Source organism: Methanobrevibacter sp. (assembly GCF_036307625.1).
Taxonomy (GTDB): Archaea; Methanobacteriota; Methanobacteria; order Methanobacteriales; family Methanobacteriaceae; genus Methanocatella.
In genome coordinates this window covers 30,833-55,925 of sequence record NZ_JAXJXF010000051.1, presented here as the reverse complement: position 1 = coordinate 55,925, position 25,093 = coordinate 30,833, and the positions used below count along the sequence as shown (strand labels likewise).

Sequence of the window (25,093 nt, the reverse complement as noted above, 5' to 3'; positions counted from 1 at the left end):
GTTCAAGTATCCCCTTACGATACGTCCACCCCTAACCGCTTGTTGTCCTACACAAGCAGTAATCTGAGTAAGGTTCAACATGGATGCCCAAGCTCCAGTACGTGCCATTACTACAGAGTGGTTTTCAACAGCCATTACATGTTCATAAGGGTCATCGTCAGATTGTTTACCCATGGTAAGGTAGTTTTCTGCAATTTGACCGGACATGTCCCTAGCTTCCCCGAGAACTTGCATGATTTTCATCTCTAAAGTCTCTTCCAGACTTCTACCAGGTAAAGCTTGGAGATATCCTTCTTCATAAGATTCTACAAGTTTATCTACTTCAGCCATCTTATTGTCCAAGTGCTCATTAATACGGTCTTGAGCTTCGGAAGGAATTTCCTCATCATTCAATGAGGTGGTAATTCCGGTTTTCATGATTCCACAGATAGCAAGGTCAGTGGATCTGTCTAAGAACTCCTTAGCTCTTCCAGGACCATATTCCTTAACAATTTTGTCCAAGATTTTACCTGAAAATGAACCGTAAGCGGATTCATCGATTACACCTTGCACAAGAATACCGTTTTTGATTACAACGCTTGCATCGGTTTCAGGGTATACTACAGGACATTTGGAAATCTCAGCACTGTAAGATAAGTTTAAGTCATTTGGTAATAATAATGAGAATAACTCTTTACCAGTCCATTTATCTCCTTTATCCTTGAAAATAAATGATTCTTCACTGTAATCCGGATCATATTTTAAAATCCATTGGCCGGATTTGAATTCAGGTATTTTCAAGTGAGATTTACGGATAATTTGTAAAGCTTCTTCTTCAGTGAATTCGACACCATCTCTGGTTAAAAGGTAAGCTCCGGAAATGTGGTCGTGAATTGCACCAATAATAGGTCCTCCGAACCTTGGAGATAAAATGTGTTCCTGTACACGCATTAATGATTTTGCTTCCGCACGGGATTCGTCAGTCTGGAATACGTGCATGTTCATTTCGTCTCCGTCAAAGTCAGCATTGTATGGAGGACATACGCATAAGTTTAATCTGAAAGTTTTGTATGGAAGCACTCTCACTTCGTGTGCCATCATACTCATTCTGTGTAAAGAAGGTTGACGGTTGAATAAAACCATGTCCCCATCTTTAAGATGTCTTTCAATAATGAAACCAGGTTCCAGCTGTTCTAAAATTAACTCTTTGGTTTCTTCAGAACGCACTCTGATTTTTCTTCCATCCTTTCTGATTACATAATTTGCACCAGGGTGAACTTCAGGACCATTCATGATGTATCTTTTCATTTCATCCATGTTCCATTCGTTTACATATACAGGCACAGTTACTTCTTTTGCAATCATTTCAGGAACACCGACCTCGTTGATACTGATGTTAGGGTCAGGTGAAATTACGGTACGTGCAGAGAAGTTTACACGTTTACCTGAAAGGTTGGATCTGAAACGTCCTTCTTTTCCTTTTAACCTTTGGGTCAAGGTTTTAAGAGGTCTTCCGGACCTGTGTCTTGCAGGTGGAACACCACTAGCTTCATTATCAAAGTAAGTAGTAACGTGATATTGTAATAATTCCCATAAGTCCTCAACAATCAATTGTGGAGCACCAGCTTCCATATTTTCTAATAATCTTTGATTGATACGTAAGATATCTACAAGCTTGTGAGTCAAGTCATCTTCAGACCTTTCACCAGTATCCAATGTAATTGATGGCCTTACAGTTACAGGAGGAACAGGCAATACTGTTAATACTAACCATTCAGGTCTTGCAACTTCAGGATTTACACCTAAAACAAAGGAATCTTCGTCAGTGATGTTTTCAAGTCTTTCACGCACTTCGGATGCTGTTAACTTGTAGTCTCCCTGACGGATGGTAACAGGTTTGTCCAAAACAATTGGTTCCTGGATTAACTCTTGTAAGTATTGTTTAACAAAATCTGCAGTTTTTCTTTTAACTTCTCTGAATACTTTTCCATCGAATTTTTCTTCAGATTCAGCAATGGCATCAGCTTTTTCCTCTTCTAACTCAGCAATTGCATCTGCATCAACTTCATCGGCTTCTTCGAGCTTTTGAATCTTGTTATCGATTTTGTTAATTTTTTTCTCGAGTTCCTCTTCAATTTCGGTTACGACTTTTTCACGTATTTGGCTCAATTCATCAGCATTTTTAGCTTCAATCAAATCGTAGCTTGCTTCAATGTCTGCTAATGATTGATTTTTCTTACAGTGAGGACAGAGATTTTTAGGGTCTATGTATTTGAATTGAGGTTTTTCCTCGGTTTCATCTCTTTCCATGTATGCTTCAGCATAAAGCTGGTCCAAGATATTCAACAATATGTCTTCCCTATCAGCATCATCGTAATTGTCTTCCCCTTCAGGATAGACCTCTTTCATGATTTTTTCGACAATGTCATTCTGTTTAGCTTCAGGCAATTCGACTTTTTTGGTATCGTTTTGTAATTTTTTCAAAATGTCTGAAATGCTTTCTCTGTTTTCCAATGCTTCAGTTATTTTTTTAGTGTATTCCTCTAATTCACTAGGAGATAAGAGAACACGACCGCAACTGTTACAGGTTGAACGTAAAATCTTATGAATTACATCACCAAAACCAATGTGAATAACAGGTCTTGCAAGTTCGATACTTCCGAAGTGTCCTTGACAGTCTCCACCTCTGAAACCGCAAGTTCTACAAACTAAACTTGGATCGATAACACCTAAACGAGGATCCATCAAACCTTTTTCAATAGGGAAACCATCATCCTCATAGGTATCCGGAGTTTCAACAGTAACAACAGACATTTCACGAATGTCATCAGGAGACATTAGCCCAAAATTTATTTGTTCAATTTTTTTAATATAACCGTTCATGTGTTGGCTCCTTATATCAATTTAATTATGCTTTGTCTCCTAAAACTAATTTAGGGAAAATACATAAACTCTTAAGTTCATCTAATAATAATTTAAATGCATATGAAATTTCAACAGGGTATGTTTCCACATCTCCACATATTGGACAGTATTTCTTATTTTTATTTTTATCGAATACTGCAAGCATACCACAGTTTTCACAGACAATAGCTTCATACTTGTCTGATTCATCTAAAAGTCTTTCTTTTAAGGTTAACGCTGCACCATGTGCAATAAGACAATCCCTTTCCATTTCTCCAAATCTTAAACCACCTTCACGTGCTCTACCTTCAGTAGGTTGACGTGTAAGCACTTGTACTGGACCTCTGGAACGAGCATAAACTTTATCAGTAGTCATGTGGTGTAATTTTTGGTAATATGCAACACCAACGAAAATTTCTGCATCCAATCTTTCACCGGTTACACCGCTGTATAATGATTCACATCCTGCAGATTCAAATCCGTTATTGAGGAGTTGCTGTTTGATTTCATCTTCAAGGGCTTGGTTGAATGGAGTTGCGTCAACTCTTTCACCTTCAAGACATCCTGCTTTACCAGCAACCATCTCAAGCACCTGTCCAATGGACATCCTGGACGGAATCGCGTGAGGGTTAACTATCAAATCAGGAACTACACCAAATTCAGTGAATGGAATGTCTTCAGGGGACAAGATTAAACCGACAACCCCTTTCTGACCGTGCCTTGATGCGAATTTATCACCAAATTCAGGTTGTCTTGTATCCCTTACTCTAATTTTTGCTAATCTTGAACCTTCAACAGTTTCTGATAAAAGAACTGCATCAACAATACCTTTTTCACCATGTCTTACAGTTACGGAAGTTTCTCTTCTTCTATCAGCAACATTACCGAAGTCTTCTTCCAAAAATCTTGGTGGTGAAGTTTTACCTATCAATACATCACCGGATTTCACAACGGATTCCGGATTAACTACACCGTCATTGTCCAGGTTTCTGTAAGCTTCTTCAGACCTGTATCCTTTGATGTTTTTATCAGGTACTTCAAATTTGTCTACCTGTCCACCAGCATATCTTTTTTCTGAAGTATCATAAGCCCTGAAGAAAGAAGATCTAGCTAAACCTCTTTCAAGAGCTCCTTTGTTAATAACCATTGCGTCTTCCATGTTATATCCTTCATAGGACATTAAAGCCACAACAAAGTTTTGACCGGATGGTCTTAAGTCATAATTAGTTGAATCAATAATACGTGTTTTTACAATAGGAGTTTGAGGATGATGTAACAAGTGAGCTCTGGTGTCAGTACGTAATGCATAGTTAGATACATACAAACCTAAAGCCTGTTTTGTCATTCCCGCTTCCATTGTATTCCTTGGAGAGGAGTTATGATCAGAGAATGGAATAATTCCAGCACAGATACCAAGCATTGTAGCGGGGTCGATTTCCAAGTGAGTGTGCTCTTCGCTTAAATCTGCTAAAGACATTGCAATGTATGAATTTTCTTCTTCTTCAGCATCCAAGTATTCAATAAGACCATTGTCTATTAAATCATCCCATTTTAATTTTCCGTTAGCAACTTTATTTAAATGATCTTCTTTTAAAAGAGGAACACCATCTTTAACAATGATTAATGGTCTTCTTGCTCTACCAGGATCATTAAATATATAAATTTCATTATTATCTTCATAATAGGTAATATTCATCTCATGAGAGATTTCGCCGTTTCTTCTTTTTTCTCTCATTTCTTGAGTAAACTCAACCGGATTTTCACAAGCACCGAGAAGTTCACCATTTATGTAAATTTTACACTTTTGCAAAAAATTCCCTCCTAATAGCTTAATCAATCAATACATCCATACTTTCAATAACATCTATAATTTCTTGTTCATCAGAACCTTCAGAAATATTACACATTAAAGCTAAATTCTTTACCAAACCACAGTTAGGTCCCTCAGGAGTTTCGTTTGGACATATTTTACCAAATTGAGTTGGATGTAAATCTCTTGCTTCAAAGTGAGGTTGACTTCTGGTCAATGGAGATACAACACGTCTCAAGTGAGAAAGTGTACCCATATAACTAGTTCTGTCTAATAACTGACTAACACCAGCTCTTCCACCTACCCAATTACCGGTAGCGATAGCGTGTTTAATATTTTCAGTTAAAACATCACTACGAACAGCTTGCTTAATTGAAAGTTCTTTACCACGAGAAAGGCTTCTTTCAAGTTGATAACTCATATCTCTGGTTAAGTTAGTGAAAGCGACTCTGAATAAATCTTCCATTAAATCTCCAGATACTCTGAGTCTTTTATTAGTATAGTGGTCCTTATCGTGAGGTTCTCTTTTTTCTTCAATAACTTCAAGTAACATTTCAGTCATTTCAGCTAAATAAATAGCTTTATCATAACATCTTTCCTGTTCAGTACCCATATGAGGTAATAAATAACGATTGATTACGTCGGTAGCACGTTTTGTACGGTAATCGGTTGGCATGTTTTTAGCTACTCTGTTACCTATGTATTTAATAGCAGCATCCTGCATATATGCCCTTCTTTCTTCAAGAGTCATGCCATCCATTTCATTTTGATCCAATTTTAAGGATTCAAGTGAAACTTGGATATCGTCCGCAATCATCATTTGGAAGTTATTGTCATCAGAGATTGCTGTAATGATTTCTTCATCTGTAGCTAATCCAAGAGCTCTTAACAAGATAACTAATGGAATTTCACCAGGAAGATATGGGAAAGAAATTCTTAAAAATACTCCATTTTTACGTGGTTTTTTGTATTCTAAAGTAATTCTAGCTCTGAAACCACTTTTAATTGAAGTTACAACTGCTTTTGCATGTCTATCTTCAACTTCATCCAAACGTTCAAGGATGATTTTGTTTGGAGCAATTTCTTCCATTGTAACAACAGCCCTTTCTGAACCATTTACAATAAAGTAACCTCCTAAGTCTTGAGGATCCTCATGCTTTTTAATTAATTCTTCAGCAGTAAGACCATTTAGGTGGCAAATATCTGATTTAAGCATTACTGGCAATTCACCAATGTATACTTCTTCCAAAGGATTATCTTCTCCTTTTTCATTTAATGCCATTTCAAGGTACATATCTGCAGAATAATTTAAATTTCTAAGTCTTGCTTCAGTAGGATCAATAATACTGCTTGATCCATCTGCTTCTTTATTAGATGGTTTTTCAATACGTACTTTACCAGTTTTTAAAGTGTATTTTCCATCATCTAATGTAATAGGTTCAGTAATATCAATGATATTTTGAATCCTATTATTTACAAAATCATTATATGATTTGATATGGTGATCTACCAAATCATATTTATCGAAAAATGCATCAACTAATTTCCAATTATTCTCTGTCATGGACTTCCTCCAGCATTTACGTAAACGCAATAAAAATAATAAACTAAATAAAAGTAAATAACAAGATTAGGTAAAAACCTAACAACTAATTCATTTAATCATTATTCTTAATTTACTCATAACTATCTCCTATAAGATAATTCCTCTCAAACTAAGTTAAATTTATTATAATGAATTTCTAAAAAAACAAAAAAACACAGAAATTGTACTATATTAAATTTCACTACTCTAAAATTATATTAAAATTAATCTTCTACTATCCTATAAGTAACAAACACACCAGCAGTTTGACTTTCACGAGTAATTCTTAAAATATCTCCTGGTTTCGCTTCAATAGCTTTTACAACAGGATCTTCAGATCTAATTTTAGGAAGATTTTTAAAATCATACTCAACATCACTAAATTCATCAGCAATTTCTTCTTCAGTCATGATTTCATGTGTTGGTACAAGCATATGGTCTTGAATATCAATTTTCAAATTATTTTCCTCCAGATAGAAAAGTTAAAATATAAAATTAGAAACAGGCCTGACGGGAATTGAACCCGCGGCCGCTTGGTTAAAAGCCAAGCGCTCTGCCAGACTGAGCTACAGGCCTATATAAATATTCACCATCCAGTATTCGAAGCGCCCTGGCCGGGATTTGAACCCGAGTCGCGGGCTCGACAGGCCCACATGATAGCCCCTACACCACCAGGGCATAGAAATACTTAAACAGTGCTGTGTAATAATACACTATCAATTACTATATATTACATCATATATAAATGTTTCGGAAAAACCATCATATTTCCTAAAAAACAACATATGACAATAAATAAATAATTATTGAAATCCCGCCTGCCGGACTTGAACCAGCAACATTTGGATCTACAGTCCAACGCTCTGCCAAATTGAGCTAAGGCGGGAAAAATGGGTCCGCCCGGATTTGAACCGGAGTCTCAGGCTCCCAAAGCCCAAAGGATCGACCAAGCTACCCTACGGACCCACACATAAAACTGTATGAGATAGCATACTAATAATAATCTATGAGTTCTACTATATAAAGGTTACTATATTTCCCAATATATGATAAAAAAATCAAAATGAAACATAAATTATAAAGCCCCGGACGGGAATTGAACCCGCGACCACGAGATTACAAGTCTCGCGCTCTACCAGACTGAGCCACCGAGGCTTACATCCATATTATAGAACAATGTAATTTATGTTAAAAGTAGTTTAAATACTTTACTATGAAAGTCATGATATTGTGAAAATTTATAAATAATATATAATTTATAATTAATAATCATGACAAATAGTAAAAAAGACTTACTTAATAAAATTGATAAAAATTTAACCCAAATCAAAGAAAAAAACCCATTAACTCACTGCATAACCAATTCTGTAACCATAAACGATTGTGCAAATGCAGTTCTTGCAATTGGAGGATCCCCATTTATGGCAGAAGATGCAGAAGAACTTGCAGAAGTCGTTACAATAGCTGACGTATTGGTTATAAACATTGGTAAATTAAGCAAAGAGCAAATTAACTCAATGCATGTAAGTGCAAAAGTGGCAAATGAAACAAAAACACCAATTGTTCTTGACCCCGTTGGAGTCGGCGTAACCCAATTGAGAAATAAAACCACATTGGATTTAATCAACGATTATGACATTGCAGCAATACGCGGAAACATAAGTGAAATCAAGTCAATAGCCAAGCTAGTTGGAGTAATTGATGAAAACAATACTGCCAAAGGTGTTGACGTAAACATCGATGACATAATTACTGAAGAAAACTTGTCTGCAAACGGTGAAATCATAAAAGAACTTGCAAATAAGTTAAGCACAACAATTCTGGCAAGTGGACCAATCGACATATTGAGTGACGGAACAACCACCATAGCAATTGACAATGGAGATGACATGATGCCATTGATTACAGGTAGCGGTTGCATGTTATCCTCAATTGTTGGAACATGTATCGGGGGATCAGCACCTCTTGAAGGGACACTGATTGCAATTTTGGCTATGAATCTTGCAGGTGAAAAAGCAAGAGTTAAAGTAGAAGAAAAAGATGAAGGAACCGGTTCATTCAGAACCTATTTAATAGATTACCTTTACAAAACTAATGCGGAAAGCTTAGTTAATGAATCAAATATTGAGATATTATGAATAATATAGACTTATCCCTATATCTTGTCACAGACAACAGTGATGATGTAGAAAAATTCCTGAATACAATCGAAGAAGGCATTAAAGGCGGAGTCAGTGTAGTTCAAATAAGAGAAAAAACAGCTGAAACACTGGACTTTTATAATTTAGCATTGAAAGTTAAAGAGATTACAGCAAAATATGATGTGCCTTTAATTATCAATGACAGAGTTGATGTAGCGCTCGCAATTGATGCTGATGGAGTCCATGTCGGACAATCAGACATGCCATGCGACGTTACAAGAAAACTTATCGGAAACGATAAGATATTGGGAGTTTCAGCGGCAACCATTGAAGAGGCGAAAAAAGCCGAAAAAGATGGTGCGGACTATATCGGAACAGGAGCAGTTTTTCCAACTGCAACAAAAGACGATGCCCCATCAATAACAAAACAGGATTTGAAAGATGTTGTTGAATCCATAAATATTCCTGTAGTGGCAATTGGAGGAATAACATTGGAAAATGCTCATGAATTAGCAGACACAGGAATAGCAGGATTATCTGTCGTAAGTGCAATAATGAGTTCTGAAAATCCTAAAAAATCATCTAAAGACTTGCTAAAGATTTATAATAACCAATTCATTTAAAGAGTATAGATGCATCTGCATTCTATATTCCATAAAATGAAAAAAATATGAAATGGAATTATGGCTAAAAAGAGAGAATCTTAAAAAAAAAAGATATGAAAAAATAATTAAATTATTTTTTACAGTTTTTGAGAGCTTCGACAGCCGCCAACTTTTTACCGGCAAGCATGCTGATACAAGCTCCTCCACCACTACTCAAGTGACTCATATGATTTTCAAGACCAAGACCCGCAGTAGCAGCTGCAATATGGCCACCACCAATTAATGAGAAACCATTTGAACTTGCCATTGCATTGATTAAATCTTCTGTTCCCATTGCAAAGTTAGGGTCTTCAAACACACCTGCAGGACCATTTGCAAAAATGTATTTAGCATCCCTAATCTCTTTTGCATAATAGGCGATTGTCTTAACACCTATATCAAAAATAGCTTTATTAGGAATTTCTTCAAAATCGATGTCAACACGGTTTCCATCAATTTCGCATGCAACATCAATTGGATATTTTACCTTGTCGCCGAATCTGTCAATCAACTCTTCAGCTTTTTCAACCATGTCCCTATATCCTCTGCTTGCGATGAAATCCTTGTTAACCTGACCGATATCAACACCTGCAGCCCACAGGACAATGTTTCCAACAATACCTGTAGTTAAAATGGAATCTGCAGTGCCATTACTCAATACATTTTCCATAACGTCAATTGAATCTTCAGGTTTCATTCCACCTAGCAGAAATACGCAAGGATGCTCCACATTGTCAAGCGCATCCTGAATCACGGTCAATTCCTTTTCCATCACACGACCTGCTGCGGAAGGAGTGTTGACAGTGAAACCGACTAATGATGCCTGAGACCGGTGAGCCGCTGCAAAAGCATCATTGACAAAATAATCAATTAATGGAGATAAATGCCTTACAAGTAAAGTTTTTGACTGTTCTTCAGGAGATCGTGAAAGAGACTCTTCTGAAAAGAAACGTGCATTTTCAAGCAATAAAATTTCATGAGGTCTTAGAGCTTTAATAGCTTCTTTTGCAGCACTGGCAAATAATGAATCAACATATTTAACTCTTAAGTTTAAAATATCTGATAATGCTTCAGCATGCTGGGACAAAGTTGTGAAATCCTTTTTACCAGGACGGCTTTGATGTGCAAGAAGAACAACTTTAGCTCCTTTGTTAGATAATTCCTTGACAGTTTGTGCATGTAATTTTAATCTAGTATCATCCAATATGATTCCAGAACTTGGGTCAACTGGAGAGTTAATATCAATCCTAACCAACACTGTTTTATTTTCAACATCAAAATTATCAATTGTATTAAATTCCGCCATTTATCTCACTCGACAATATTTATTAAGAATTATTATAATTTACTTACCAAATCCAGCAAAGCATCTTTAGGACTTTCAGCCTTAACAATTCCGGATGCAAGCAATACACCATCAGCACCTAAATCCATTGCAGCTTTCATATCATCACCAGTGGTAATTCCTGCACCGCATAAAACTTTAATATTCTTATTAATAGCTTTAACTTCTTTTACGGTATCCTCAACAACTTCAGGTTGAGCTTGAGAAACAGGAATGCCTGTACCTATTAATTCCGGAGGTTCAACAGCCACAGCATCAGGTGCAAGTGTAGCTACTGCTTTTGAAGTTTCAATATTATTGGTACAAACACAAGATTCGATTTCATTAGCCTTACAAAGTTTTACAACTTCATCAATATCAGCCAATTTCATCCTTTTTTCAGAATGGTTTATTAAAGATCCACTAACTCCAGAATCAATTAAGGTATTGATTAAATTGGATCCGGTATGACCTCCAGGAGATATCGGGTCGATATGTTGTGCAAAAATAGGAAGAGAAGTTTCTTCACTAATCCTATAAATATCAGCCGCTTGTGGAGCTGCAACCATAGTAATTCCAGATTCGTTTGCAGCACTTTCCAAGTCATGTGCAAGTTCTAATGCATTTATACCACTTGATTCCAAATAAGTTTTATAATTTAATATTACAATTGGTGTGTCCATAATAATCCCACAATAACTCTTTACTAATTATATTTGAAAAACATTATTAAATAAATTTTTGATTAGAAATTCTCTTTTCGGCCAAATCAACATATTCCTTTTTAATATCATAAGCAACATATTTACGATTATTTTGAATTGCAGCAATGCATGTTGTGCCACTGCCACAAAATGGGTCCAAAACCACATCTTCTTCATAACTATAAAGGTTAATGAGCCTATGAGGCAATTCAATTGGAAATGGTGCAGGATGACCTATTTTTTTAGCATTGACCGCTGGAAATGTCCAAATACTTTTTGTCCAGTTGATAAAATCATCCCTTTCAATAGTATCCCGTTTAGTTTGATTTTTATTTTTGGAATAGGAACCCTTGGAAAAAATTAAAATGTATTCATGATAGTCTCTAAGTACAGGATTTGAAGCAGACATCCAGCTTCCCCATGCACATGATCCTCCACCACTAGCGGATTTGTCCCAAATAATCTCTCCACGCATCAAAAATCCCAAATCCAACATTATTTCAATCACCATAGCATGTAGAGGAATGTATGGTTTTCTTCCAATATTGGCAATATTAATGCATGCTCTGCCGCCGGTGACCAGTTTTTTATAAGTTTGACCGAATACGGAAGTCAAAAGTTCCAGATACTCATCCAGACTCAAGTCCTCATCATAATCCTTGCCCACATTATATGGAGGAGACGTAATCATCAGATGAACACTGTCGTCTGGAATTTCATCCATATTTTCACTGGATTTGCAGTACACCCTATTTAAATTCTTGGAATCAATAGGATTTTCCCTATATTCAATGTTTTTGGGAATTTCAAAATCCTTAAATAATTTTGAGCTATAAAACTTTTTTGAACTATGAGATTCCCTTACAACAGACCCGAAAGATGCAGTTTGTGTTTTTCTAACCAATTTAAGACCTCTTCAACAGATTTAAAAATTCCAATCCTTTTTCTTCATAATCATTTTTCATATTCGCAATTTCAATATATCTTCCCAAGTCCTCCAGATTTTCCATCCCCGAAAAAAAGTTTAAATCCTGATTAAATAATTGATTTAAGTTGCTTTTTAGCTCATCACTATCATTAAACCTTACAAAACCACCTTTTGAAGTGGTTTTACGAGTATTTCCATGATTTAATGGGAATGGATTTAAAGACCAGAATCCCTGAATGATGCCTGCACTTTTCAAATGGTCTGCCTTTTTGCAAAAACCATTGGACAGCGGTGCATTTCCAACAACAATAAGAGGAATTTTAGAAGATTTCAGATTTGAAACTCGAATATCAATACATTTGCCTATGGCTTTGAGAATGGAATCCGAACGGGTGAAACTCGGTTTTCCCTGATGGGTTCTGAAATCCCCAATTTCAAAAACGTTATGAGTTTCCCTATCGTATTGCCAATTCCAAACAATAGACATCTTTACCTCAAATATTACTTTTACCTCACTTGCCTTTAAAACTTTTTTATCCGCAGTTGCAATCACAATGTCAGCAGGAGAACTTGAAGTAATGCCCAGAGACGGAATTCTTGCCTGATTGACTACAAACAATTTTTCATCATCAATTACTGAATTGAACAATTTCTTAACCCATCTTTCAGTGAACTTTCCAATCAATGAATTCCGGGATTGCAATGTTGACTTTAAACCCCTGTAACACTTTGGCCAATAAGCCAAAAAGTTGCCATCCTCATCACGATAGAACAATTGACCCGGCGAAGAGGTCTTAAGGGAATTGATAAAAAATAATTTTTCCTGTGTTTTATTCCATAATCTCATGATACACCATATTATAATTAAACATATAAATATTTTAAATATTTAAAATTACAATATTGTTCATAATTAGTAAAATTTATCTTGATTTGAAAAATGTATATACTAGCAAAACTAAACATTAATTTGATTTTATGTCATTCAATAAAAGCCAAATAGAAAAACTAGAAAAAAGTGGATATAGATTCGTCGGACAACACGGGCATGCTGCAGTCAAGACCTGCCATTGGACACGCCAAAGCATAAGTGACAAAGGAGTTTGCTATAAAGAAAAATTCTACGGCATCAAATCCCACAGATGCTTGCAGATGTCTCCATCAGTCCCAAATTGCCAACAGGAATGTGAATTCTGTTGGAGGGATTTGACATATACCCAAACCAATTGGGAAGACGAAGAATACGATGACCCAAAAACAATAGTTGACGAAGCTATTAAAGCACAAAACAATTTATTATGCGGATTTTATGGAAATGACAAAGCCAATAAGAAAAAATTGGAAGAAATGAAAAAGCCAAATAATGCAGCCATTTCACTTGCCGGAGAACCTACACTCTACCCAAAAATTGATGAATTGATTGGAGAGTTCAATCGCCGTGACTTTACAACATTTGTAGTTAGCAACGGCCAGTGCGTAGACAGATTAAGAAATCTGGAAAACGATCCATATCAACTATACCTTTCCTTAGATGCACCTGATGAGAAAACATTTAATGACATATGCAGACCAAGAATAAATAATGCTTGGAGCAATTTAAATGAATCACTTGAGACATTGTCAAGTTTTAACTCACGCACATGTATAAGAAATACCTGCGTTAAGGGAAGAAATATGGAAAAACCGGAAGAATATGCCAAACTGATTCAAAAAGCAGACCCTGATTTTGTAGAAGTAAAAGCATATATGTATGTAGGATCATCCAGAGACAGATTAACACTAGACAATATGCCAACATTCGACGAGGTTACAGATTTCGCAACAAAAATAGGAAATGAATGCGGTAGAGAAATAGTAAACGAATCTGAAGTTAGTCGAGTCGTATTGCTCAAATAATTATTTCGTTAAATTTTAAAAATAAGATAAATCTTTAAAAATCGCATTGAATGTATTGCTCCACCTATAGAATAGGTTTAGTTACCATTATAGAAAAAACCATAATGGCAACCTTGATTTTTTACATGCAAAACAACTTTTAAATGCAATAATCTATTTTCCTGTTTCAAATGGGAATTATAGATTTGATGATTTGAAAGTGAAGATAATTATTTACCTTCAGCCTTTAATTCCTTGCAAAGTTCAACAGCTTTGAGAGCAGCCTTTTCCATTGAAACTTCATATGAAATGCCTGCTTCCTCTAAAAGTCTTTGACCTTCTTCTTCATTAGTTCCAGTCAACCTGATTACAATGTGGACATCTCTTTCTATATTATCCAATGCCTTAATAACACCGCGAGCGACATCATCAGCTTTAGTGATTCCACCTAAAACATTTAGGAAAACCACTTTGACCGGTTCATAATTCAATACGATATTTAAAGCCTGATTAATAATTTGTTCTGAAGCTCCACCACCAATATCTAAAAATGTAGCCGGTTCTCCACCGTTAAGCTTAATCATATCCATAGCAGTTAATGTTAAACCTGCACCATTACCGATAACAGCAATGTCTCCATCCAATTGTACAAAATCAACGGCTTTTTTCTTGTAATGCATTCTTTCAACTAAATCCTGGTGTCTGTATAATGAATCATTTTCAACAACCAATTTAGCATCAGCAGCAATTAATCCGTCAGGTGTTGAAATCAATGGGTTAATTTCAGCAGTGTCTGCATCATATTTTTCAAATACCTTGTATAATTTCCAAATCATGTCTCCCATTGGAGAGATTAATTCTGAAGGAACATCCATTTTACGAGCGATTTCACGTGCTTCATATGGTAAAAATTCAATCAAAGGATTTGGATAGTATTTAATGATTTTTTCAGGGTTTGTTTTTGCTAAATTTTCAATTTCAACCCCACCTTCTTTACTTGCTAAAATAACTGGTCTTCTTGCACCCCTATCAATGGATACTGTTACGAAAAATTCATTGGTAATTTCAGCTTTTTCTTCGATTAAAAGATGTTTTACTTTTTCACCTTTTATTTCCATTCCTAAAATTTCATCAGCAACTTTAAAAGCTTCACCAGGGTTTTTTGCAAATTTAACACCACCTGCTTTACCTCTACCTCCTGTTAAAACTTGTGCCTTTACAACAACAGGAACTCCCATTTCTGAGGAAATTGTCATAGCCTCTTCAGGAGAATATGCCACATGTCCTTCTAAAATTGGAATTCCTTCAAGATTAAAAACTTGTTTTGCTACATTTTCAAAAAATCTCATATTAACACCTATTTATAATAAATTATAACCCGCTTCAAACGCACTGATATTTTTCTCTTCAGTTCCTTTAGGAACACTAGCTTCAATAGCTTTAATTGCAGCTTCTTTAGAGATAACTTCCGTAATTTTTGCAATTGCTCCAACCATTACGATATTAGCTACAATTTTAAGACCTATTTCATCAGTAGCTGTTTTAGTTGCAGGAGCTTCATAAACTTTAATATTATGCTCTTCAACAAAATCTTTAACATCTTCAACATCAGTTGTTCCAGGATCGACAATTAAAGTTCCTTCATCTTTTAAATCCACAATATATTTCAATAAAGCCTCATTGGACATGGCTACCAAAATATCCGGACTTTGAACTTTAGGATAATCAACTTTATCGTCACTAATAACAACTTCACATTTGGAAGCTCCACCACGAGCTTCAGGACCATATGATTGAGTTTGAACAGCTTCCTTATCATCAAAAAGGCTTGCGGATTTGCCTAAAATAATACCTGCAAGAATAATTCCTTGACCTCCAAATCCACAGATTCTAATTTCAGTTCTCATTTTATCACCTACAAGTCCCCATCATATGCGGAATTGATTAAGGTTTGTTTACCATATTTTTCCACACTGATTTTGTCAATGTTTTGTGTGAATTCGTCCCTTTGAGTATTTGCAAATTCACCCACAACAATTTTTCCTTCCAATTCTTTTGGTCTCATCCTATCGGCTGCAGATTTGAATACAGTATTTGCTTTCATAACTGCCGCCATTGCAGTAGGAGTTTTTAACTTATTTTTACGACCAAAGTAAGTAGGACATTGAGTTGCAACTTCAATAAATGAAAAACCAGGATTTTCTAATCCTTCCTTAATAGCAAGCACCAAATTTTCCATTTGAACTGCAGTCCATCTAGCGGAATAAGTTGCGCCTGCAGCTGCAACAAGTTCAGCCAACTTGAATGGAGCATCATGATTACCATATGGTGCAGTGGTTCCGAAACTGCCTTTAGGAGATGTAGGGCTGATTTGACCACCAGTCATACCATAAATATTATTGTTAATGCAGATTACGGTCAGATTAATATTTCTTCTAGCCGCATGAATCAAATGATTACCACCAATTGATGCTGCATCACCATCACCTGTGAATACAACAACATCCAAGTTTTTATTAGCAGTTTTTAAACCAGTTGCGAAACTTAATGCTCTTCCGTGAGTAGTGTGAAGAGAATCGCATTTTAAATATCCTGGAATTCTTGAAGAACAACCGATTCCGGAAACCATTGCAATATTTTCAAAGTCCATTTCTGTCTTTTCCATAGCTGCCAAAAATGCATTGATAATGGCCCCGTTTCCACATCCAGGACAGAAAATATGAGGCAATCTGTCTTCTCTTAAATAAGGGAGAAATCTATTTTGTTTATGTTCTGACATTTAATTTCCTCCTATTCTATTAATTTGGTCTAAGATTTCATCAGGAGTTGGTAATAATCCTCCAATTACACCCATTAAATGAACATTTGAATTTCTTTTACAAACCCGGTCAACTTCATAATACATTTGACCTAAATTCATTTCAACAACAAGCACATCCTTTGCATTTGCTGTTAATTTAGATACCTGTTCATCAGGGAATGGCCATGGAGTATCGATTTTAATATAACCCACTTTTTTATCGGACCTGTTTACCGCTTCAACAACAGATCTTACAGGAGCACCATAAGAAACAATGACAATGTCTGCATCTTCACAGTTTTCAGACTGTACAGAGCAAATATCATCTTTATTATTCAAAACTTTATCACAGATTCTCTGAATAAGTTTGTCATGAGTTTCAGGATTGTTTGTATCTGGATATCCTCTTTCATCATGAGTAAGGCCTGTTACATGAATATTGAATCCATCACCAAATGCTGGCATTGGAGTGGTTCCATTTTCAATATTTTCAAATGGCAAATAATCATCTGTCTTTTCAGGTCTTTTTCTTGGAACAACTTCAATATTGTCCTCAACGACTATTTTTTCTCTCATGTGACCAATGACCTCATCAGCCATGACAAACACTGGAACTCTGTATTTTTCAGCTAAGTTAAACGCCTTGATTGTGAAATCAAAAAATTCCTGTACACTTGATGGAGACAAAGCAATCGGTTCGTAATCTCCATGAGAACCCCATCTAGCTTGCATCATATCCCCCTGTGCAGCCATAGTTGGCTGAGCTGTTGAAGGAGATCCTCTTTGAACATCCACAATAACAATTGGAGTTTCACTCATAAATGCATAACCAATATTTTCTTGCATTAATGAAATACCTGGACCGGAAGTTGCAGTCATTGATTTAGTTCCACCCCAAGAACCGCCAATAATAGCTCCAGCAGATGCAATTTCATCTTCCATCTGAACAAAAGAACCTCCAACCTTTGGAAGTTCACGAGCTAAAGTTTCAGCAACTTCTGTTGAAGGAGTGATAGGATAACCAGCGAAAAATCTACAACCTGCTGCAATTGCTCCTTTAGCGCATGCTTCATTTCCTTGAATAAAAAATTCTTCAGCCATCATAACACCTACTTTTTCCCCTTTGTGAAATTAGGATTGAAGTTAACATCACTGTCATCTTTCATCCACCAATTTTCTGGCAAATCCACGGTAATAGCTTGGTCAGGACATGCAATTTCACAAGTGCCACATTTGGTACATCTGTCTTCAAATTTAACAAAAGGTAATTGGACTCCTTTTTTATTAATATCTGGAGAAATTGCATATACATTCTTATAACACATGAATAAGCAAAGATGACATCCTTTACACAAATTTTCATCAATAATAATCAATTTATAATCTCCTAATATATTTATCAAAATAAATATAGATGTTATATAATTATGTTAATAAACATTTAAATATCTTATGAAAATGACAAGATACTGACAAAATTTATAAAAAAGTAAATGAAAAATAAATTAACGAAACATCTTATTTTACAATATTAATCTTAAATTTTAGCCAAAAAATCATAATTTTTGTTAATAAACCCGATGACACTATTATTGCACAGCAACAATAGGAATTTTGAATAAAACCCAAAAAAAGTAAAAAATCAATTTGTTATAAACTAATTAATTGTATGCACCATCAAATGAATTAATTAACTATATTAAAAATCAAAACAAAAATACTCCCATGAAACATTTGACAACACCAATCACCAATGAAGATTTGAATAATCTGAATGTAGGAGACAAAATCACCATTTCCGGGACACTTTATACCGGAAGAGATGCAGCGCTTCCCCAATTAGTCAGATTAATAGAAAAAAATGAAGTCCCCTTTGATACAAAAGGGATGGTCATCATGCACACTGCATTTAGTGACGCTGGAATTGCACCTACAACAAGCAATAAGGAAGAAATCGAATCGACAATTCCGTATTTAAGTGAAAATGGTGTTAAAATACACATTGGAAAAGGCATGTTAAGTGATGAAACTGCCGAATCCCTAAATAAAAACAATTCAATATTTGTCATAACCCCACCAGTGGCGGCATTGCTTACAAATAAGGTATTGGAAAAAAAGTGTGTCTTATTTGAAAATGAAGGAATGGAAGCCATGTTTGAGCTTAAGGTAGAAAACATTCCTGGAATTGTTGCAATCCATAAAGGAAAAAGGATTTAATCCATCCTAATATCCCTCATATATTTTGCCGGAACACCAGCAACAACGGTATTTTCAGCCACATTCTTAGTGACAACAGCTCCTGCTGCAATGATTGCACCGTCTCCAATTGTAACACCGGCAAGAACTGTAGCATTGGAACCTATCCAAACATCATTTCCAATTTTTATGGGAGAAGGTTTTAAATTGCCCCTTTTTGAAGGATTTTCATCATGGTTTAATGTAGCCAAAACAACATTGTGGCCAATCAGCACATTATCTCCAATATAGATTCCGCCCTGATCTTGGAATTTGCAACCTGCATTGATAAATACATTTTTTCCAAGATGGATGTTCTTTCCAAAGTCTGTGAAAAACGGCGGGAAAACTCTGAAATCATCGCTGACTTCACTGCCGATTAATTGTGAAAATAGTTCCCTGATTTCTTCAAATTCATGATAATTATAATTAAGTTCGCAAGTAATCTTCTGCGCTTCTCTGGAATAGTAATTACATGCATCAGCCGCTTCTTCATCCATTACTAACGTTTTACCTTCATTGAAAATTTCCAAAAGTTCATTGAGTTGTAACATGAATATGGATTTGTCAAAAATAATATTTAAAAATGAGTATAAAAAAATAAGTAAAAAAAAAGGAGTTATTTGAAAAATAACTCATAAAATGAATCTATTCTTCGTCTTCTTCGTCGTCAGATTCTTCTCTTTTCTCGAATTCATCTACGAAATTAACTTTGGTAATTTCATCGATGTTATCCCAGATGTCTTTAGCTATTCTGAATCTTGCAAAGGTAATGTCCATGTAAGATTGTTGGTCGAATTTGGACATTTCATCTAATTTGATGTTTGCAACGCCATCTTCAATGTTGATTTCAGTTTTGTCAATATCTACATTAGGGTTGGAGTAGTGTAACTCAATCATACTTTTGATTTTTTCTTCTTCATCTTCAATGATTTCAGTTACTTCAACATCATAAATTAAATCTTTTCCAGCTAATTCATGGTTGAAATCAACTTTTACTCTTCCACCATTTACAGTTAATATTTTACCTGTTGCACCTTCAGATTGGATTTTCATACCAGGCATTGGGTTCATGCCTTGTTTTCTGAATTCTTTCATAGGAACCAATTGAATCATTTTAGGGTCTCTTGGTCCGAATGCATTATCAGATTCAACTTCAATGTGTTTGGTTTCTCCTTCATTTAAACCAATAATAGCTTCTTCAATAGCAGGTAATAAGTGGTTTCCTCCGACAACAATTGGGATTGGTTTGTAGGTTTTGTTTTCTTCAAAAATTCCTGCTTCTTGTGCTATTTCCTCATAAGTAGTATCAAATACATCATCAGTTTCTTTAATTTTACCAGTGAAATTTACTTTAACAAAATCTCCGTTATCTATAGCCATAAAAATTACGCTCCTTAATAATTTTGATTAAAATAATTTGTTAATAAATATAACATTTTATACTTTTAGTAACCATCATTTATTAAAGTTTTGTTTATGCAACAAAAATTTGCCAAATAGAGAAAAATTAGAAAAAATACAAAATAGAATACTTTTCAAATGCTCTTTCTAAAAAACTAATATTAAATAAAAATAAAATTATAATTCATGCAAAGAAGAGGCGCAGTTAATTTACCATTACACGGAGGACATCCACCAGCATGGCTATTTTCCAGAATGGTTAATTTATCAGGAGCTCTTGCATCTGTAATAATTGAGGAATACAGTTTAAATGAATTCCTAAATAGAATTTCAAATCCTTACTGGTTCCAGGCATTTTCATGTGTTTTAGGATTTGATTGGCATTCATCCGGAACAACAACTACAACCTTAGGAGCGCTGAAGGCATCACTGACTCCGGAAGAGCACGGAATTTATTTGACTGGCGGAAAAGGTGGAAAATCAAGAAAAACACCCCGAGGAATAGAACATGCAGGAGAAATATTTAACCTGAAAACCAAAACCACTGAAAAGTTAATCGAGACAAGCAAATTATCTGCCAAAATTGATAATTCATGTATCCAAGACGGATACACATTATATCAGCATAACTTCTTTGTTACCGAAAAAGGAGATTGGGCAGTAGTCCAACAAGGATTAAATACAGAAACAAAATATGCTCGTAGATACCATTGGCTAGGAGAAGAAGTTGATAAACTATTAAATGATCCTCATAGTGGAATTTCCTGCGATAAAAAAACTCCAAATACCTTAAACATGTCTTCAAAAGATAGTGAAGAAGCACAGAAGATAAGTGTCGATTTAATTAATGACAACCCAAATCATTTGAGGCAATACTTCAAAAGAAAAGACAACCAAATGCTTTTAGAAGACTTTACAATGCCCGAACACCACCCTGTTTTAGACATGGACATTTCAGATAAAGAATTTGAAGTTTTGACAAAAGCTTATGAAATTCAGCCGGAAAATTATGAGGAACTAATTCTTCTTCAAGGGATAGGACCCAAAAAAATAAGAGCCTTGGCATTAATATCAGATTTGGTTTACGGTGAGCCTGCCAGCTGGAAAGATCCAGTGAAATACAGCTTCACACATGGAGGAAAAGACGGTTTTCCATATCCCGTAGACAGAGAAGTCTATGACAACTCTATTCAAACAATCAGAGATGCAATTGACCAAGCACGCATAAAAAAAGATGATAAATTAAAAGCCATTAAAAGACTGGATGACTTTATCTCCTAACGGTTCTCGTTGTGAATATTAACATTTTTTCCATGTGCAGTCGGAATGACTTCAAGCACAGGATTTTCAAATTCCAGTTCAAATTCCTTACCGTCCATCAGCAAATGCTGGAATACAGCAAGTGAAGAAACTTCAGAGTGAGGCTGAGTTGTGACAGACACATTCCAATCAGCAGCCTTGTACACTTTTCCAGGAACTTTTGCTCCCCCAACAACAATCAAAATATCGGATCCATCTTCTCTGACTTCAGGAGCAATTTCATGAGCCTGAGAACCATACATTGTTAAATGAACAACCTTTCCACCATCAGCTTTCCATTTATTGATGACACCCATTGCACTGTCAGTATATTCTATCTCAAAGTTTCCGCCAAATCTAGAAGAAGTGTCTCTTACATTTTCCATAAGATTATTGTCTCTTTCTCCTGCAAGATAGATTTTGCTGGCTCCGAATGCACGGGCAGTTAAGCATACATGAGTAGTAATCCGAGTGTCTCTTTTCAACCTATGGTCCAATCTTAAAACATTAACATTCATATTATCACTAATAACTTTAACAAGGAAAATATATAATGATTTCTCTAAAATGATGATATTACCACCCACTTCACAAATAATATTGATGTTTGATGTTCAATGAGTAAAATGAAGAAAATAATGGATGTGATGAAATGTCAAATAGCGAGTGGTAAACACATCAAAAATAATTATAATCAATCTAATTAATAAACTAATGCTTTTTAAGCTAGCAAAATTAATTTTAAAACATTAAATTGATTTAAAAATAAAAAAATTAGAAGAAATATAAAGCTATAGCCATAAACAATAAAGCAAATAAACGACCCACTTCATTACTCATTCCCAAAACGTCACCATTAGCAAGCACAAAATTCCTTTTTGCAATAAGTGCAATTATAATTCCGGAAATCATGGCTCCCAAAACTCCACAAACGCCAGCAACACCACCCAATAAAAAGGCAATAATGCACACAAATATTGTTGAGATTAAATAATTTGAAGGAGTGGTTTCCAGCATGAAATAGCTTCCGATTCCAGGAGTCAGCGGTTTTGACAATAATGCTGTTGTAATGAGGGATGTCTTTGCAACCATTTCACAGATGACGATTCCAACTATAAAATTATAATCCAAGATATTATATAAACCGGCAATTGTCAAGCTGGCCACTAAAAATAATGTTGCAACACCTCCGGCACCGACAGAGGCATCTTTCATTACCCGAATTTTACGTTCAGGCTCACCATGAACCATGACTCCATCGGCCATATCCATAACACCATCCAAATGATTATAACCAGTTATCAACATTAAAAAAGCATATACAATCGCTGCTGTGAAAAATGAATTCAGATGCAGGAAGTTCAAACAGACATATCCGCATGCTGCAGCCAAAGCACCGACGAACAAATGCAAAAATGGCCAGCACCAAGTTAATTTGGTCATATATTCAATTGAAGTATAAACAGGAATCGGCAAGATTGTTGAAAAGGTTAAAAGGCCTAGAAGAGACCTTATTGGTGAAAATTCCTCATCTTCAAAGTAATCATCATTCTCCATAATCAAATCCCCAGATATCATCCAAATTTTTACATCATATAAAAAGCAATAGACAATACTTCAATGAAAAATAGTATATTAAAACTAATATATTATACTTGCCATATTGAATCAAGACACAAATAATTCTTTGAGGATGTGACGCAAAATTTTTAATCGAATTTTGTGTTTCTAATTTTTTTATATATTTTCTTATTTTTAGTTGTTTTTCTTGTTTATTTCATTGTATATTCTTTTTAGGTTATGTCCGATTGTATATAGTTTGAATTCAGTGTTTGTATTTTTTATTCCGGTTGTGGTGAATTCTTGGAGTTTCATGTTTTGTTTTATGTGTGCAAATGGTAGTTCTGCTGTTTTTGATCGTTTTTTGTAGATTTTTTGTGCCCAGTCTGTTTCCATTTTCCGTTGCATTCTAATCTTGGAAGGGTTTCCATAGTCTTGGATTGTTCTGTAGTTCTTTTTATTGCAGCATATTTCTTTCATAATGCAGTTTTTGCATTCGTTTGTCCAATATGTTATTCTTTGTTTGTTTTTATATTCGTATGTTCGTCTTCGATATAATATTTCTCCTAAAGGACAGATATAGGTTTCAATTTCTGCATCGTAGTCGAAATTATCTTTTTGAAATGGTTTTTCCCATAGATTGTACTTTTTTTCTTTTCTTGAGAGTTTTCTAGTGGATATGTATCCATCTAGGCCTTTTTCTTCGAGATATGTTGTGTTTTCATCTGTGGAATATCCATTATCTGCACTGAATTGGAAATTAGAAGGCATTTCATCGTATATTTCTTTTAAATTGGATTTTAATTGTTCTATTGATGGAATTAGTTCGAAATGGTCTGTTGGATTTTGTGTGACGTATGATGTGAGTATTATTCCTTTGTATTCGTCTACAATGATTTGTGCATTGTAATCCCATTCCCATTTGCCTTTTTTATTTTTCATTAAGCGTGCATCAGGGTCATTTATGCTGATTACGTCTTTTGGTGATTCTTTTACTTTTTCTTCGAGTTCATTGAGTTTTTTTAAAACATCTTCAGGATTTTCTTTTGCTTGTTTTAAAAGATTTAAACTTGAAGAACGAAGTTTATCTTTGTTTCTATCATTTTTAGATGATTTTTCTATATCTTTTACTGTTTCTTTGAATTTTTCTTTATCTGTTAATGATTCTGGAACGCTGTTTCCAGATTCATCTCCCAATTCTTCATCTTCTTGTTGATCTAATTCAATACTTTTTTCAAGATGTTCTTTCATGATTTTGATTTGGTTTTCATCAGTTAATTTGTTAATTGATGTTTTTGCTTTGATTTTAGTTCCGTCCAAGCTCAGATGATGGATTTTGATTAAATCATTGTCTTTTGCAATTTTAATAGTTGTTTTGAATGCTTCGTCGATTAAATCTGAGTATTCGACTTTAAATCTTGCTATTGTTCGATATGATGGTTTTTCCATCGCTGCAAGATACATATATGCAATGTCAGTGCGTGTTTTTCTCTCAATTTCTCTTGAAGACAATCCGCCGTCGAAAACACTCATTAAAATAAGTCTGAGCAATAATTCACGAGGATAAGCAAATTCACCAGGCTTTCCACGAAATTCCTGGTTCACTTTCGAACAATCAACTAAATCAACCACATTTTTAATAAAATAGCAAGGATGATCTTCAGGAATCAAATTTCGCAAGTCCATAGGGACCAACATAGTCTGATTAATATTATCATCTTTCAAAACCATAAATAAAACAACCACAAAGATTAATCTCTATAATAAAAGATTGTACTTCATAGTATATAAAATTAAAGAAAAAATAAACAAAATAAAATTAAAAAAATAGTGACTTCGTGTCACATCCTCTTCTTTAAAAAAAAAAGAAATAAATGAATATAATCCTATTAATTGAATCC

23 protein-coding genes and 5 tRNA genes are annotated in these 25,093 nt (G+C 34.9%); 5 read left to right on the top strand and 23 right to left on the bottom strand.

What is annotated here, in order from left to right; translation table 11 throughout:
* The 9 genes from UIB65_RS03265 to UIB65_RS03225 form a co-directional block, all read right to left on the bottom strand.
* A partial coding sequence (locus UIB65_RS03265) for a DNA-directed RNA polymerase subunit A' (protein WP_330039692.1) occupies positions 1-2,862 on the bottom strand: 2,862 nt, incomplete at its 3' end.
* A gap of 25 nt (positions 2,863-2,887) precedes the next feature.
* A complete protein-coding gene (gene rpoB / locus UIB65_RS03260; RefSeq protein ID WP_330039691.1) occupies positions 2,888-4,693 on the bottom strand; it encodes a DNA-directed RNA polymerase subunit B in 1,806 nt (601 codons plus the stop codon).
* A gap of 19 nt (positions 4,694-4,712) precedes the next feature.
* Positions 4,713-6,257, bottom strand: a complete 1,545-nt coding sequence (locus UIB65_RS03255; RefSeq protein ID WP_330039690.1) for a DNA-directed RNA polymerase subunit B'' — start codon at positions 6,255-6,257, stop codon at positions 4,713-4,715.
* A gap of 245 nt (positions 6,258-6,502) precedes the next feature.
* Positions 6,503-6,736, bottom strand: coding sequence for a DNA-directed RNA polymerase subunit H (locus UIB65_RS03250; protein ID WP_295113957.1), 234 nt, complete (start codon positions 6,734-6,736; stop codon positions 6,503-6,505).
* A 44-nt stretch (positions 6,737-6,780) separates the two neighbouring features.
* A tRNA-Lys gene (locus UIB65_RS03245) sits at positions 6,781-6,854 on the bottom strand.
* A 30-nt stretch (positions 6,855-6,884) separates the two neighbouring features.
* A tRNA-Asp gene (locus UIB65_RS03240) sits at positions 6,885-6,956 on the bottom strand.
* 134 nt (positions 6,957-7,090) lie between these two features.
* Positions 7,091-7,164, bottom strand: a tRNA-Tyr gene (locus UIB65_RS03235).
* 5 nt (positions 7,165-7,169) lie between these two features.
* A tRNA-Pro gene (locus UIB65_RS03230) sits at positions 7,170-7,244 on the bottom strand.
* Between the two features lie 115 nt (positions 7,245-7,359).
* A tRNA-Thr gene (locus tag UIB65_RS03225) sits at positions 7,360-7,433 on the bottom strand.
* Positions 7,434-7,549: 116 nt separating this feature from the next.
* Between UIB65_RS03225 and thiM the strand changes: the two genes are divergently transcribed.
* Together thiM and thiE are read left to right on the top strand one after the other, a co-directional pair.
* The gene (thiM, locus tag UIB65_RS03220) at positions 7,550-8,416 is read left to right on the top strand and encodes a hydroxyethylthiazole kinase (RefSeq protein WP_330039689.1); all 867 of its coding nucleotides are present in this window, start codon (positions 7,550-7,552) and stop codon (positions 8,414-8,416) included.
* Positions 8,413-9,042 (top strand): thiamine phosphate synthase, encoded by a 630-nt coding sequence (thiE, locus tag UIB65_RS03215; protein WP_330039688.1) that lies wholly within the window; start codon positions 8,413-8,415, stop codon positions 9,040-9,042. Before thiM ends, thiE begins: the two co-directional genes overlap by 4 nt.
* Before the next feature lie 112 nt (positions 9,043-9,154).
* Here the strand turns inward: thiE and UIB65_RS03210 are convergent, their stop codons facing one another.
* Genes UIB65_RS03210 through UIB65_RS03195 form a run of 4 tightly spaced genes read right to left on the bottom strand, consistent with a single transcriptional unit; the run spans position 9,155 to position 12,866 of the window.
* The gene (locus UIB65_RS03210) at positions 9,155-10,369 is read right to left on the bottom strand and encodes a phosphoglycerate kinase (RefSeq protein WP_330039687.1); all 1,215 of its coding nucleotides are present in this window, start codon (positions 10,367-10,369) and stop codon (positions 9,155-9,157) included.
* Positions 10,370-10,401: 32 nt separating this feature from the next.
* Positions 10,402-11,070 (bottom strand): triose-phosphate isomerase, encoded by a 669-nt coding sequence (tpiA, locus tag UIB65_RS03205; RefSeq protein ID WP_330039686.1) that lies wholly within the window; start codon positions 11,068-11,070, stop codon positions 10,402-10,404.
* 46 nt (positions 11,071-11,116) lie between these two features.
* Positions 11,117-11,995, bottom strand: a complete 879-nt coding sequence (locus tag UIB65_RS03200) for a site-specific DNA-methyltransferase (protein ID WP_330039685.1) — start codon at positions 11,993-11,995, stop codon at positions 11,117-11,119.
* Position 11,996: 1 nt separating this feature from the next.
* Positions 11,997-12,866: a hypothetical protein gene (locus UIB65_RS03195; RefSeq protein ID WP_330039684.1), complete on the bottom strand. Its 870-nt coding sequence runs from the start codon at positions 12,864-12,866 to the stop codon at positions 11,997-11,999.
* Positions 12,867-12,997: 131 nt separating this feature from the next.
* Here UIB65_RS03195 and twy1 point away from each other — a divergent pair, with 131 nt between their 5' ends.
* Positions 12,998-13,915, top strand: coding sequence for a 4-demethylwyosine synthase TYW1 (gene twy1, locus UIB65_RS03190; protein WP_330039683.1), 918 nt, complete (start codon positions 12,998-13,000; stop codon positions 13,913-13,915).
* A 209-nt stretch (positions 13,916-14,124) separates the two neighbouring features.
* On the opposite strand, the gene sucC is transcribed toward twy1, so the two are convergent.
* Genes sucC through UIB65_RS03165 form a run of 5 tightly spaced genes read right to left on the bottom strand, consistent with a single transcriptional unit; the run spans position 14,125 to position 18,070 of the window.
* Positions 14,125-15,243, bottom strand: a complete 1,119-nt coding sequence (sucC, locus tag UIB65_RS03185; RefSeq protein ID WP_330039682.1) for an ADP-forming succinate--CoA ligase subunit beta — start codon at positions 15,241-15,243, stop codon at positions 14,125-14,127.
* 12 nt (positions 15,244-15,255) lie between these two features.
* A complete protein-coding gene (locus UIB65_RS03180) occupies positions 15,256-15,801 on the bottom strand; it encodes a 2-oxoacid:ferredoxin oxidoreductase subunit gamma (RefSeq protein WP_330039681.1) in 546 nt (181 codons plus the stop codon).
* 8 nt (positions 15,802-15,809) lie between these two features.
* Positions 15,810-16,673, bottom strand: a complete 864-nt coding sequence (locus UIB65_RS03175; protein WP_330039680.1) for a 2-oxoacid:ferredoxin oxidoreductase subunit beta — start codon at positions 16,671-16,673, stop codon at positions 15,810-15,812.
* Positions 16,674-17,795 (bottom strand): 2-oxoacid:acceptor oxidoreductase subunit alpha, encoded by a 1,122-nt coding sequence (locus tag UIB65_RS03170; RefSeq protein WP_330039679.1) that lies wholly within the window; start codon positions 17,793-17,795, stop codon positions 16,674-16,676. It lies immediately after the preceding gene.
* 8 nt (positions 17,796-17,803) lie between these two features.
* Complete coding sequence (locus UIB65_RS03165) at positions 17,804-18,070, bottom strand: ferredoxin family protein (protein WP_330039678.1); 267 nt, start codon at positions 18,068-18,070, stop codon at positions 17,804-17,806.
* 322 nt (positions 18,071-18,392) lie between these two features.
* Here UIB65_RS03165 and UIB65_RS03160 point away from each other — a divergent pair, with 322 nt between their 5' ends.
* Entirely contained in the window at positions 18,393-18,911 is a 519-nt protein-coding gene (locus tag UIB65_RS03160; RefSeq protein WP_330039694.1) for a fumarate hydratase C-terminal domain-containing protein, read from the top strand.
* Here UIB65_RS03160 and UIB65_RS03155 read toward each other — a convergent pair.
* Positions 18,908-19,483, bottom strand: a complete 576-nt coding sequence (locus UIB65_RS03155) for a sugar O-acetyltransferase (protein ID WP_330039677.1) — start codon at positions 19,481-19,483, stop codon at positions 18,908-18,910. The two genes, UIB65_RS03160 and UIB65_RS03155, sit on opposite strands and share 4 nt — an antisense overlap.
* A gap of 94 nt (positions 19,484-19,577) precedes the next feature.
* Positions 19,578-20,312, bottom strand: coding sequence for a peptidylprolyl isomerase (locus UIB65_RS03150; RefSeq protein WP_330039676.1), 735 nt, complete (start codon positions 20,310-20,312; stop codon positions 19,578-19,580).
* A gap of 207 nt (positions 20,313-20,519) precedes the next feature.
* Here UIB65_RS03150 and UIB65_RS03145 point away from each other — a divergent pair, with 207 nt between their 5' ends.
* Positions 20,520-21,614 carry a DUF763 domain-containing protein gene (locus UIB65_RS03145; RefSeq protein ID WP_330039675.1) on the top strand — a complete coding sequence of 365 codons (1,095 nt, stop codon included), beginning with the start codon at positions 20,520-20,522 and terminating at the stop codon, positions 21,612-21,614.
* Here UIB65_RS03145 and UIB65_RS03140 read toward each other — a convergent pair.
* From UIB65_RS03140 to UIB65_RS03130, 3 genes are all read right to left on the bottom strand, one after another.
* A complete protein-coding gene (locus UIB65_RS03140; protein WP_330039674.1) occupies positions 21,611-22,150 on the bottom strand; it encodes a tRNA (cytidine(56)-2'-O)-methyltransferase in 540 nt (179 codons plus the stop codon). The two genes, UIB65_RS03145 and UIB65_RS03140, sit on opposite strands and share 4 nt — an antisense overlap.
* Before the next feature lie 256 nt (positions 22,151-22,406).
* Positions 22,407-23,189 carry an adenosylcobinamide-GDP ribazoletransferase gene (gene cobS, locus UIB65_RS03135; RefSeq protein ID WP_330039673.1) on the bottom strand — a complete coding sequence of 261 codons (783 nt, stop codon included), beginning with the start codon at positions 23,187-23,189 and terminating at the stop codon, positions 22,407-22,409.
* Positions 23,190-23,387: 198 nt separating this feature from the next.
* Positions 23,388-24,923 carry an IS1182 family transposase gene (locus UIB65_RS03130; protein WP_330039672.1) on the bottom strand — a complete coding sequence of 512 codons (1,536 nt, stop codon included), beginning with the start codon at positions 24,921-24,923 and terminating at the stop codon, positions 23,388-23,390.
* Positions 24,924-25,093: the final 170 nt, after the last annotated feature.

Coding starts and splice junctions, on each gene's coding strand:
- UIB65_RS03195 (WP_330039684.1), bottom strand. CDS start 12,866: ATGAGATTATGGAATAAAACACAGGAAAAATTATTTTTTATCAATTCC.
- UIB65_RS03150 (WP_330039676.1), bottom strand. CDS start 20,312: ATGGCTATAGATAACGGAGATTTTGTTAAAGTAAATTTCACTGGTAAA.
- UIB65_RS03140 (WP_330039674.1), bottom strand. CDS start 22,150: ATGAATGTTAATGTTTTAAGATTGGACCATAGGTTGAAAAGAGACACT.
- thiM (WP_330039689.1), top strand. CDS start 7,550: ATGACAAATAGTAAAAAAGACTTACTTAATAAAATTGATAAAAATTTA.
- thiE (WP_330039688.1), top strand. CDS start 8,413: ATGAATAATATAGACTTATCCCTATATCTTGTCACAGACAACAGTGAT.
- UIB65_RS03175 (WP_330039680.1), bottom strand. CDS start 16,673: ATGTCAGAACATAAACAAAATAGATTTCTCCCTTATTTAAGAGAAGAC.
- twy1 (WP_330039683.1), top strand. CDS start 12,998: ATGTCATTCAATAAAAGCCAAATAGAAAAACTAGAAAAAAGTGGATAT.
- UIB65_RS03145 (WP_330039675.1), top strand. CDS start 20,520: ATGCAAAGAAGAGGCGCAGTTAATTTACCATTACACGGAGGACATCCA.
- UIB65_RS03155 (WP_330039677.1), bottom strand. CDS start 19,483: ATGTTACAACTCAATGAACTTTTGGAAATTTTCAATGAAGGTAAAACG.
- UIB65_RS03170 (WP_330039679.1), bottom strand. CDS start 17,795: ATGGCTGAAGAATTTTTTATTCAAGGAAATGAAGCATGCGCTAAAGGA.
- sucC (WP_330039682.1), bottom strand. CDS start 15,243: ATGAGATTTTTTGAAAATGTAGCAAAACAAGTTTTTAATCTTGAAGGA.
- UIB65_RS03180 (WP_330039681.1), bottom strand. CDS start 15,801: ATGAGAACTGAAATTAGAATCTGTGGATTTGGAGGTCAAGGAATTATT.
- UIB65_RS03130 (WP_330039672.1), bottom strand. CDS start 24,923: ATGGTTTTGAAAGATGATAATATTAATCAGACTATGTTGGTCCCTATG.
- tpiA (WP_330039686.1), bottom strand. CDS start 11,070: ATGGACACACCAATTGTAATATTAAATTATAAAACTTATTTGGAATCA.
- UIB65_RS03210 (WP_330039687.1), bottom strand. CDS start 10,369: ATGGCGGAATTTAATACAATTGATAATTTTGATGTTGAAAATAAAACA.
- UIB65_RS03255 (WP_330039690.1), bottom strand. CDS start 6,257: ATGACAGAGAATAATTGGAAATTAGTTGATGCATTTTTCGATAAATAT.
- cobS (WP_330039673.1), bottom strand. CDS start 23,189: ATGGAGAATGATGATTACTTTGAAGATGAGGAATTTTCACCAATAAGG.